6 protein-coding genes and 1 pseudogene are annotated in these 11,966 nt (G+C 65.5%); 2 read left to right on the forward strand and 5 right to left on the reverse strand.

The window, feature by feature from the left end; all coding sequences use genetic code 11:
• Nucleotides 1-2,479 (forward strand): efflux RND transporter permease subunit (locus tag DUPY_RS02530; RefSeq protein ID WP_070246124.1); only part of this gene is annotated, 2,479 nt, incomplete at its 5' end.
• A gap of 96 nt (nucleotides 2,480-2,575) precedes the next feature.
• On the opposite strand, the gene DUPY_RS02535 is transcribed toward DUPY_RS02530, so the two are convergent.
• From DUPY_RS02535 to DUPY_RS02555, 5 genes are all read right to left on the reverse strand, one after another.
• Entirely contained in the window at nucleotides 2,576-3,985 is a 1,410-nt protein-coding gene (locus DUPY_RS02535; RefSeq protein WP_070246125.1) for an efflux transporter outer membrane subunit, read from the reverse strand.
• Nucleotides 3,982-5,160, reverse strand: a complete 1,179-nt coding sequence (locus tag DUPY_RS02540; protein ID WP_070246126.1) for an HlyD family secretion protein — start codon at nucleotides 5,158-5,160, stop codon at nucleotides 3,982-3,984. Before DUPY_RS02540 ends, DUPY_RS02535 begins: the two co-directional genes overlap by 4 nt.
• A 10-nt stretch (nucleotides 5,161-5,170) precedes the next feature.
• Nucleotides 5,171-6,844, reverse strand: a complete 1,674-nt coding sequence (locus tag DUPY_RS02545) for an MFS transporter (protein WP_084640512.1) — start codon at nucleotides 6,842-6,844, stop codon at nucleotides 5,171-5,173.
• Nucleotides 6,845-7,044: 200 nt separating this feature from the next.
• Complete coding sequence (locus DUPY_RS02550) at nucleotides 7,045-9,474, reverse strand: catalase (protein ID WP_070246128.1); 2,430 nt, start codon at nucleotides 9,472-9,474, stop codon at nucleotides 7,045-7,047.
• A 75-nt stretch (nucleotides 9,475-9,549) separates the two neighbouring features.
• Entirely contained in the window at nucleotides 9,550-9,930 is a 381-nt protein-coding gene (locus DUPY_RS02555) for a hypothetical protein (protein ID WP_084640513.1), read from the reverse strand.
• A 183-nt stretch (nucleotides 9,931-10,113) separates the two neighbouring features.
• On the opposite strand from DUPY_RS02555, the pseudogene DUPY_RS02560 reads away from it, so the two are divergent.
• Nucleotides 10,114-11,966, forward strand: a pseudogene (locus tag DUPY_RS02560) (hypothetical protein); the annotation flags it as partial.

Below are 11,966 nucleotides of genomic sequence, written 5' to 3' on the forward strand. Positions count from 1 at the left end.
GCGCCAGCTGCGGCTGGTGCAGCGCGAGGCGCCGGGCGGGCGCGGCGATGTCAGTGGCGCCGAGCAGTCGGTACGCACCATTGCCACCGTCAAGAGCGCGGCCGAACTGGCCGCCATCGAACTGCCGCTGACCGACGGGCGCCGCGTGCGCCTCGACCAGGTGGCCACAATTACCGACACCGTCGCCGAACCGCGCGCGATCGCCATGCAGGACGGGCGCGAGGTGGTGGGTTTTGAAATCTTCCGCACCAAGGGCGCCAGCGAAGTGGCCGTGGCGCGCGGCGCGCGCGAGGCGATCAAACAGCTCAACCTCGACAACCCGAAGGTGGTGCTGCAACAGGTGATCGATAACGCCATTCCCGTCGAAGATGACTTCGACGGCTCGATGCACCTGCTGTACGAAGGCGCGCTGCTGGCGGTACTGGTGGTGTGGTGGTTCCTGCGCGACTGGCGCGCCACGCTGGTGGCCGCCGCCGCGCTGCCGCTGTCGGTGATGCCGGCGTTCCTCGGCATCTGGCTGTTCGGCTACACGCTCAACATCGTCACCCTGCTCTCGCTGGCGCTGGTCGTCGGCGTGCTGGTCGATGACGCCATCGTCGAAATCGAAAACATCGAGCGCCACCTGCGCATGGGTAAAACGCCGATGGAAGCGGCGCTGGAAGCGGCCGACGAAATCGGCATGGCGGTGATCGCCACCACGTTCGCGCTGGTGGCGGTATTCCTGCCCACCGCGTTCATGAGCGGCGTGCCGGGCCTGTTCTTCAAGCAGTTCGGCTGGACCGCCGTGATCGCGGTGCTGGCCTCGCTGGTGGTGGCGCGGTTGTTGACGCCGATGATGGCGGCATACCTGTTGAAACCCGCAGTCCACAAGGAAGAACAGGACGGCTGGCTCATGACGCGGTACATGAACACCATGCGCTGGTGTCTCACCAATCGCGGCATTACGGCGATTGCCTCGCTGGTGTTCTTTGCCGGTTCCATCGCGCTGGTGGGGCTGCTGCCGACCGGCTTCGTGCCGGCGGCCGACCGCTCGCAAACCCAGATCAACCTGGAACTGCCGCCCGGCTCCACGCTGGCGGAGACGCGCGTGGTGGCCGAGCGCGCACGCGTCGCGGCAATGAAGGTCCCCGGCATCAAGGCAGTATTCAGCTCGATCGGCGGGGGCTCCAGCGGCGACGCCTTTGCTCCCGGCGCGGCGGCCGAGGCGCGTAGCGCGGTACTCACCCTCACCACCGTGCACCGCACCGACCGCAAGGAATCGATGGCCGACCTGGAGTCGCATATCCGCGAGCAGTTGAACAACGTGCCTGGCGCCCGCTTCAAGGTGGGCCCGCCCGACAGCGGCGTCAAGATGCAGCTGGTGCTGCGCAGCGACGACCCGGTCGCCTTGCGCGAGACCGCGCAAAAGGTCGAGCGCGAAATGCGCACGCTGCAAGGCGTGGGCAATGTGCGCTCCACCGCGTCGCTGGTGCGTCCCGAGATCATCGTCACGCCGGACTTCGCCAAGGCGGCCGACCTGGGCGTTACCGCCTCGTCGATCGGACAGACCGTGCGCGTGGCCACGGCCGGCGACTACGACACCGATCTGACCAAGATGAACCTGCCCGAGCGCCAGGTGCCGATCCGCGTCAAGCTGCCCGACGCCGTGCGCGCCGACCTCGACGCCATCGGCCGCCTGACAGTGCCGGGCAAAAGCGGCCCGGTGCTGCTGGCCACGGTGGCCACCATCACCATGGAAAGCGGCCCGGCGCAGATCAACCGTTTGAATCGCAGCCGCAACGTCACGTTCGAAGTGGAACTGGGCAGGCGCACCCTCGGTGAAGTCAACGCCGAGGCGCGCGCCCTGCCTACCATGCAGAACCTGCCCAAGTCGGTCAAGATCGCGGAGCTGGGCGACGCCCAGGAGATGGCGGCGCTGTTCAACAGCTTCGGCATCGCCATGCTGATCGGGGTGCTGTGCATCTACTGCGTGCTGGTGCTGCTGTTCAAGGACTTCATGCAGCCATTGACGATTCTGGCGGCCTTGCCGCTGTCGATCGGCGGCGCGTTTGTCGCGCTCTTGATCACGGGCCGCGCTTTGTCGATGCCGTCGATGATCGGCTTGATCATGCTGATGGGGATCGTCACCAAGAACTCGATCCTGCTGGTCGATTACGCCATCCTGGCGCGCCAGGCCGGCATGAACCGCTTCGACGCGCTGGTGGACGCCTGCCACAAGCGCAGCCGCCCGATCCTGATGACGACCATCGCCATGGGCGCCGGCATGATGCCGCTGGCGCTGGGCTGGGGCGCCGACCCGAGCTTCCGTTCGCCGATGGCGATCACCGTGATCGGCGGCTTGATCACCTCGACGTTACTGAGCTTGCTGGTGGTGCCGGCGGTGTTTACGTACGTGGACGATTTCGAGCACTGGTTGCGGAATATGATGCGAAAATCGCCCCCCGTGCCCGAACCCGACGCAGTTAAAGCGCTACCGTAAGTTCAGGGTCAGTGCCGACATTTGGACACGAGCTCAACTACTTACGGATGAGTTCCTGTCCGAATGTCGGCACTGACCCCGAAGTGCGAAGTGGGGTTAGCGACCAGCACTCCAGCCGCCACCCATGGCGCGGTACAGGTCCACCGAGGCGGTGAGGATGCGCGTGCGCAGTTGCAGGCTGCCCACGTCGGCGCTGTACAGCGTGCGCTGCGCATCGAGTTCTTCCAGGTACGACGCGTAACCGTTGCGGTAGCGGTTGTGGGCGATACGCAGGGTTTGCGCCGCTGTCGCCCGGCGCGCATCATTTTGCACGGCCTGCTCTTTCAACCGGGCGATCGCGCCCAGGCCGTTGTCGGTTTCGGCAAACGCATTGCGCACCGCGCTTTCGTACGCCACGATCCCCTGGTCGCGCTGCGCCGCCACCGAGTCGGTCTGGCTCTGTACCCTGCCGCCATCGAAGATGGGCGCGGCCAGCGCGCCGGTCAGATGCCACAGCCGCGTGGGCGCGTTCAGAAAATCATGCATCTTCAGGCTTTGTATGCCGCCGACGGCAGTGAGCTTGAACGACGGCAGCAGCTGGTCGCGCGTGGCCTGCAAGTTGGCGTTGATCGCCACCAGGTTGTATTCGGCACGGGCGATGTCCGGGCGCCGGCGCAGCAGCTCCGACGGCAAGCCTTCCGGCACGGCAGGCGACTGCAAGGCCGTCAGTTCCACGCCGCGCGCGACCGGTCCCGGGTTGCCGCCAACGAGAATCGATAACGCGTTTTCCTGCTCGAAGATCTGGCGTTTCAGTTGCGGGATGGTCTCGGCCGTGGTCTGGTACTCGGCCTGCGCCTGCAACCATTCCAGGCGCGAGCTGTAGCCGACGTCGAACTGGCGCTTGGCCAGGTCGCGCGATTGTTCGCGCAGTTTGAGCGTCGCTTCGGTCAGCGCCAGCTGGGCGTCGAGCCCGCGCAGGTTCAGGTATCCGGTCGCCACGGTGGCGGCAATCGACAGGGCCACCGCGTCGGCATTGGCCTGCTCCGCCTGGTAAGTTGCGGTAGCAGCGTCGGTGGCGGCGGCCAGCCGGCCCCACAGGTCCACCTCGTAGCTGGCCTGGAATTCGGCCTGGTAGATATTGGTCACGTACGGCACGCCGGCGCTCGACAACTGGCGCGCGCGGGTAGGCGCGGTATCGACCGACACTACCGGTTTTTGTCCAGCGCCGGCCACTCCCACCAGCGCGCGGTACTGCGCCACGCGGGCGCGTGCCACGCGCACGTCGCCGTTGTGTTCCAGCGCTTGGGTTACCAGCGTGCTCAGGACCGGATCGCCGAACGCCTGCCACCACTGCTGTTCCACCGGGCCGGCATGCTGGCCCGGGCCCGCAGCAGGCGTGCGCCAGGCCGCCGGCGTCTGCAGGGTCGATGCCGGTGGCGGTGTGACGGTGGCCGCGCAGCCGGCCAGCACCAGTGCTACCGTCAGGACAGAGGCGAGCGCCGTCGGCCGCAAAACACTGCGCCTCATGGCTGCCCTCCCTCGTCGGCATCGTTCAGTACCGCCGAGGTGTCGATGCTGACGATCACCGACATGCCGGGCGCCAGCCGCTGGGCGCGGGCCTGGCCGGCGTCGATGCGGATGCGCACCGGGATGCGCTGGGCGATCTTGACGTAGTTGCCGGTGGCGTTATCGGCCGGCAGCACCGAGAATTCGGAGCCGGTCGCCGGCGAGATCCGTTCCACCTGCCCGGTCAGCTGCGCGCCGTCGAGCGCATCGACCTTGAAGGTCACGCTCTGGCCCACGCGCACGTGGTTCATCTGGGTTTCCTTGAGGTTGGCGATCACCCACAGCTGGCGCGGCACCAGTCCCATCAGCTGGGCGCCGGTGTTCACGTAGGCGCCCTTGCGCACCGTGACCTGGCCCAGCTGGCCGTCTTCCGGCGCGACGATACGGGTGTTCTCAAGGTCCACCTTGGCCGCCTTGAGTGCGGCGGCGGCGTTGTCCACGGCAGCTTCCAGCGACTGCTTGTTGACGGTGACCGAGCGCACCTGCTGTTTGGCGATGTCGAGATTGGCGCGCGCCTGCGCCACGGCAGCGGCAGTTTGCGCCTGCGCCGCGCGCGAGGCGTCCTGCTCGCGCAGCGACAGCGAGCCGTCTTCGGCCAGCGAGTCCACCCTCCTGACGTCTGCCAGCGACTTCATGGCCTGGGCCTGGGCGTTGGCCAGCACCGCCTGGTTCAGTACCACGCCCGCTTCAGCGGTGCGGTGCGACTGCTCCCAGTTGGCCAGCGCGGCCTTTTGCGCGGCCAGTTGCGCCTGCGCCTGGTCGTAGCGCTGCTGGTAGATGCGGTCGTCGATCTTCGCCAGCAGGTCGTCCTTCTTGACGAACTGGAAATCCTGCACGTTCACTTCCGTGACATAGCCGGCAATCTGGGTGCCGATCAAGGTGACCTGGCCGCGTACGAGCGCATTCTCGGTCGATACGATCGGCGTGGTGAATGGCGGGAGGCGCCACGCGTACAGCACCACCAGCACGCCGACGAGCGCGATCAGGGCGAAGGCGATGGTGGAAAAGATCTGGATGCGCCGGTCCGGCACCGGTTCTGCCCTGGTGCTGGCCACGGCGGCCGTGGCGGCAGCAGCCGCGACTTCTGCCACGTGTTTGTCGGAAGGCGTTGGATTGTCGGGAGTATTGTCGGCCATGGTGTTTAGTTCATCGAGATTCGGAATTGGTCAGAGAAACAGCGGCAATGCCGGTCTGGGCGCCCTGGAACAGGTTGGGCGGGCATATCACGCAAATGCTCCACAGGTAGCGCCCCAGCATCCACGCCAGCGTGAGCAGCGCGACCACGGTCACCATCAGGAACACGTCGTTGTAGGCGAGGATATTGGCCTCGCGCGTGGCGGCGGCCCCCAGCGAAGCCACGCCCTGCGCGCTGCGCAGCGCCGGGTCGCCCAGCACGCCGCCAAGCGTCGCGCCGCCGTTCTGGATGCGCGCGGCCACCAGCGGATTCAAAAGGGTCAGGTGCTCGGTCAGCAAACTGGAATGGTATTTTTCGCGCACCACCTGGAACGTGCCCACGATGGCGCTGCCCAGCAGGCTGCCCAGGGTTTGCGTGATCGAGAACATCACCGCAAAACTCACCAGGTTGTTGGGCGCGGCCACCACCGCCCCGAAGCCGGAGACGAAGGTGGGCCCGATGAAGAACGCCCCGCCAAAGCCCAGCAAAAACTGGCTCACGTACATTTCGGCGGGCCGCGTGAGGTTGGTGGCGCGCGAATCCATGTACGCGCCGATCGCCATCACCACCAGCGAGAACATCAGCTGGAACGGGATGCGCGCTGGCGTGATGGTCCATGCACTGACCAGCATGCCCGACACCGCGCCGGCCATCACCACGATCCACAGCATCTGCATCTGGTCGTTGTTCAGGCCCAAGGTCTGCAAAAAGCCCACAGTGCCATTGGCCTCCGACTGCACGATGCGGATCAGCAGTACCGACAGCGCCAGGCGCGTCATGTTGCCGGTGGTGAGCCAGCGCGTATTGATCAAGGGCCGCTTGCGGTTATGCTCGATCAGCAGCGCGGCCGAAATGAGCACAATGGCGCCCGCCAGGCACAGGCCCAGCCAGCGCGACTCGAACCACCACACGGTGCGCCCCAGCGCCAGCACGGCCGACAGCAGCGCCACGCCCGGCGCGAACAGGCTGAAGGTGACGAAGTCCATTTTCTCGAACACCTTGTAACGGTCACCCGGCGGCAGCTTGAGGTACAACACGCAGCCGAGCGACAGCAGCGCCATGCCCAGTTCGAAAAAGTAGAGGCCGCGCCATTCGGCGATTTCCATCAGGTTGGTGGAAAACAGCCGCGCCATGGGCGTGGCCAGTTGCGAGAAGCCGATACCGAGCACCACGCCTTTCAGGCGATGCTGGGCGGGGAATGCCTGCAGCACGTAGTACAGGCCCAAAGTGGTCAGCGCCGCGCCGCTCATGCCGTGGGCAGCGCGCACAAAAATGGCCGACGCCAGCCCGTGCACGAACAGGTGGGCAACCGTGGCCAGCGCGTACAGCACCAGGAACAACTCGGTAAACAGCCGCAGGCCGTACTGCTGGCGGAACTTCACCAGCAACAGGTTCATCGAGACGTTGGTCATCACGTAGGCGGCCGGCAGCCATTGAATTTCGGCCGAGAACACGCCCAGCGAGCCTTGCAGGTACGGCAGGTTGACGATCACCAGCGCGTTGCCCAAGCCACCGGTGATGGCGACGATGAAGCCGATGACGAAAAACGCCACCCGGCGCGGGAACGAATGGTGCGGGCTGGAAGGCGACCCGGGCAAGGTGGGGCGCTCATGCGGTTGCCAGACTTGAGGGGCGTAAACGTCCATCGGGGCCAGTTCTTTTAGTATTTTTGACGGAATATGTTGAACTGCCGCTCAACAGCAGCAGCCCGGTATTTTGCATATTACTATGATGGCCGCTCGCGCGCGATTTGGGGACTGGCCGGAAGTGAGGGGCTACACAAAAACAAGGTACAAAAAAAGGCGCCGCCACATCGCTGCGGCGGCGCCTCGTGGGTCACACGCGCTTAGACCATCGAACCTTCGGCTTCACGCTGGAAGTTGCGGTGCGCAGCCAGCGCGCCCTTGAACTCGGCCAGCGCGGCGGTCACACCACCGGCATCGACGATCCACAGCGACGGATCGCCCTGGCCGCTTGGCAGCTGGTCCTGCACGCCCAGCTTTTTCAGCACACTGGCGCCGGCGCCAATCGCCAGGATCGGCTTGCAGTGGTTGTACTGCTGGCGCACGAAGTCGAGCGCGATCGCTTCCATCTGCAGCGACTTGGCGCTGTCCTCGCCGTCGGCAATGACGACTGCGTCGTACAGCACGGCCGGACCGGCCTCGAACGAGATTTCCACGTCGAGCATGGCGCCGTCAACACCTTTCAGCTGACCGAGGTAAGGACCGACCACGCGTGGCACCGCACCCGCCTTGAGCAGGTCTGCATACACGGCCTGCACCCCGGCGGCATCGACGCCGTGCGAGGCGATGATCGCGACCTTGCGGCCCTTCACGCCGGCCGAACCGGGACGCGCCAGCAGCGACAGCGCTGGCGATGGTGCGTACTCCGGCGCCTTGGCGTTGGTCGCCAGCGGCATCGGCGCTGGCACGTCCAGGCCCAGGCCCTTGGCCACGCCTTCTGCCAGTTCGGCATCGACGTTGGCCAGCATCGACAGCAGGCGCACGCGAATGGCGGGCACCGTCACCCGGCTCAATTCGAAGCGGTAGGCGTTGATGATGTGGGTTTGCTCGGACGGCGTCTGGCTGATCCAGAACAGGCGCGCCTGCGAGTAGTGGTCGGCGAACAGTTCCGGCTTGCCGCGCACTTTATCCTCGGGCTTTTGCAGCTTCTGGTCGATGCTGGAAAACGCCGTGGTAAAGCCGGCCATGCCAGCCTGGAACGGGCAGCCACCCGCCAGCGAATTGGGCTCGTACGCCACGCGGCCACGGTGGATGGCCTGGCGGTGCATGCCGTCGCGCTGGTTGTTGTGCACGGGCGCCACCGGCGCATTGATCGGCAGCTCGTGGAAGTTCGGGCCGCCCAAGCGGCTGATCTGGGTGTCGACGTACGAGTGGATGCGGCCTTGCAGCAGCGGGTCATTGGTGAAGTCGATGCCCGGCACCACGTGCGCGGTGCAGAAGGCCACCTGCTCGGTCTCGGCAAAGAAGTTGTCCGGATTGCGGTTCAGGACCATCTTGCCGATCGGTTGAACCGGCACCAGTTCTTCGGGGACGATCTTGGTCGCATCGAGCACGTCGAACGGGAATTGGTCGGCCTGTTCTTCGGTGAAGACCTGCACACCGAGTTCCCATTCCGGGTAGTTGCCCGCTTCGATCGCTTCCCACAGGTCGCGGCGATGGAAGTCGGCGTCGGCACCGGCAATCTTGGCCGCTTCGTCCCACACCAGCGAGTGCGTGCCACCGACCGGATTCCAGTGGAATTTGCAGAATACCGATTTGCCCTCGGCGTTCACCAGGCGGAACGTGTGCACACCGAAGCCCTGCATGGTGCGGTAGCTGCGCGGAATGGCGCGGTCGGACAGGTGCCACATCAGCATGTGGGTCGATTCCGGCATCAGCGTGACAAAATCCCAGAATGTGTCGTGCGCGCTGGCCGCTTGCGGAATGCCGTTGTGCGGTTCCGGTTTGACGGCGTGGATCAGGTCCGGGAACTTCATGGCGTCCTGGATGAAGAACACCGGCATGTTGTTACCCACCAGGTCCCAGTTGCCTTCGTCGGTATAGAACTTGACGGCAAAGCCGCGCACATCGCGCACGGTGTCGGCCGAACCGCGTTCGCCGGCGACAGTGGAGAAGCGCACGAACACCGGCGTGCGTTTGCCCTTGTCGGCAAACGGCGCGGCGCGCGTGAGGTCCGAGTAATTGTCGTAGCTTTCGAAGTAGCCGTGGGCGGCCGAACCGCGCGCATGGACCACGCGTTCCGGAATGCGCTCGTGGTCGAAGTGCGTGATTTTCTCGCGCAGGATGAAGTCTTCCATCGCGGTCGGTCCGCGCAGGCCCACCTTGAGCGAATTCTGGTTGTCGGCTACCGGCACGCCCTGGTTGGTGGTCAGGCGCTGGCCGGTGGCGTCTACCCGTACGCGGTCGAGCGGATCGACGGTAGGGTTGACGCCCTGCGGCTGGATACCGGCGCCGACTTTGTCAGATGCAGTGGTTTCGCCGGTGGTGCTGGCGCCGCCGAACAGGTGTTTCATCGGGCAGGTGGCGCCCGCTTGCGGAGTGCGCGAGGCGTCGCCGTGTTCACCGGCCTTGTTGGGATTGAATGGCATGCCGGCAGCCACTTCCTGGGCGCCAGCCACCTTGTCGAGCAAAGCTGCTTCCTGAGGCGCGCCACCGAGACTTCCTGGCGGCGGCGCGGATGATGGTGTTGACACGGTACTCAAAACGGAACCGGCTCCCATGACGGAAGCCGGCGTTTTTTTAGCATTGCTCATTGTATGTCCCTTGGTGTGTGGCGCCCGCGCGGGCTGCCGGACATACCGGCAGCAAACCGGCAAGGCAGCCTGGTTTTACTTGCGCGAGCTCAGCAGCTTGGAAATGCCATAGCCGGCGGCAGCGGCGATCAGCACCGACAGCGCTGGATGCGAACGCACCTGGGTGCGGCCGGTTTCTGCCCAGACCTTGGCGTTTTCGCTCAGTTGCTTGGTGCCGGTGGACAGGCGCTCAACGGTGCCGTCCCACTTGGTGTTGACGCGGTTGACGGTGTCGGCCACTTTATCGACGCCGTTGTGGGCGCTTTGCGCCAGGCGGTCAGCGGTTGGCGGCACCTTGTCGGCCACGCGGTCGATGGTTGCATGAGCATCGGCACGTACGTCACGGTTGATCTTGGTGATACCGTCACGGGCGCTGTCGATTTTGTTCTCAACCTTGTTCTGCATATTGTTATCCATGATCGTTCCTTTCGTTAGTTTGCGAAGCTGCGAAGTGAACGATATGTTAATTTGTGACACGCCACCGTGCGGAATCTAACCATCGGCGAATTTGCGGGCTTATGTGTACTGGCACACGGACGGGCGGGCTGCGCAGGAGGATGCTAGACTCTCCCCGTATTGTTTTGTCTCCAGGAGCGCGCCATGTTTCCGATCTCGTCTGCACTGACCACGCCGGTCAACTTCCCGACGGTAAACCCCACGCTGCAAACCTCGGCGGTCAATTCGGTCAACTCGTCCACCCAGGCCGTCGGCACCGCCACCGATGCGCCGCTGGCGTCCGTCACCATCGACCTGTCGCCGGTGGCCGGTTTCCTGTTGGCGGTGTCACGCTCGCAACAGCAAATCGCCCAGCTGCAAGCCGGGGGCAGCCAGGCCACGCAGGAAGGCGCCTTGCGCGCCAACCTGCTCAACGACGCCACCCAGCAAGTGGTCGATGCCTTCAACCTGTTGCCGGGCGTGGATTTCAACCAGTCGCAGCCGCTGGGCTCCACCCTGCTCAACAACCTGGTCAACAACCTGAACCAGCAGGTGCAGGGCCAGCAAACGGGTGCCGAGAGCCTGGCCCGGCTGGGCGTCACACTGCAGCCGGCGCTGCTGTCCGACCCCACTGGCGGACTGTCGCTCGACAATGAGATCCTGCGCGCCGCTTTCAATACCAACGAGCAAAACACCACCAGCACCTTGCAGGACACGCTGACCAATTTCCGCAACCTGGCCACCGAATACGCCGAGCAACTGAGCGCCACCGCCACCACCTCGTTCAGCCAGCTGCTGCCCGGCGACCAGGCCGCGCTCACGCCGGCCGACCTGGCGCAAAATGCCCGCCTCGATTTCGCCCGCGCCCAGCTCGACCTGCTGTCGCAAAACCCGCTGTCCGACACCGCCGCCGACCGCCTGGCGGCGCAGCGCGCAGCGCTGGAGCAGCCACTGACGCCAACCTCCCTCGTGCCGCCCTCGCCCATCGTCAACCCGCTGTTTACTTCGACCACCGACGCCATCGCGGCGCAAAACGCCCAGAATGCGCAAACGCTGCAAGCGAACCTGGTGGCCGCGCAACAGCCGGCGCAAGACGTGCAAGCCGCTGCACAATTGCAGCAAGCCAACCAAGCCAACCTGAACACCCAGGCCACCCGCCTGGACCAGGCCGCGCTGGCGGCACAGCAAGCCAGCGAGATCCAGGCCAACAACCTGGCCCTGGGCCAGAACGCCACGCAGGCACAGCAGGCAACACAGGCAGCACAGGCCGCCAATGCGTTGCAAGCACAACAAGCGCAGCAGGCAGACCAGGCGCAGCGGACACCGCAAGCGCAACAGGCTGCGCAAGCCATCAACGCGGCGCAGCCACAGCAGTCGCTGGACGGTCTCAACTACGCGCAGCTACAACAGGCAGCACTGGCCGAGGCCGCCAATCTGAGCGCCCGCCAAACCACGCAGACGCAGCAAGACCCGCAAACCGACAACACCGTGCAAGCGCAGCAGGCCGCGCAGGCGCAGCAAGCGGCTCGTACCCAGCAAGACCTGCAGTCCGACAACACCGTGCAAGCACAGCAGGCCGCGCAGGCGCAGCAAACCCTGGCCCAACAGGCGCTGCAAGCACAGCAGCAAGTCGCCGACGCCCAGCTGGCGCAGGCGCGGCAGAACACGCAGACCGTCAATGCGGCCCAGGTGCAGCAGGATGTGCAATCGGCCAACCTGCTGCAAGCGCAACTGGCTGCCACCGAGGCCGCACGTCAGGCCACCGAGCAGGCAACTCAGCAAGCAACTGAGCAAGCCACCGAGACATCGGCAGCTGCACAAGCGCAGCAGGCCAACCAGCTGCAAGCAACGCAGCAGGCCGACCAGGATAGCGAGGCGGCCCAGCAGACCAGCGCCAGCCAGGCCGCTGCCGAGGCGGCACAGACCAGCGCCCAGGCCCAGGCTGCCCGCCAGCAAACCACCGCCGGCCTGAACGCTGCCACCGCCGCCAGCACCCAGGCAGCGGCGCAGGCCCAGGC

The organism is Duganella phyllosphaerae (genome assembly GCF_001758785.1).
Lineage (GTDB): Bacteria > Pseudomonadota > Gammaproteobacteria > Burkholderiales > Burkholderiaceae_D > Rugamonas > Rugamonas phyllosphaerae.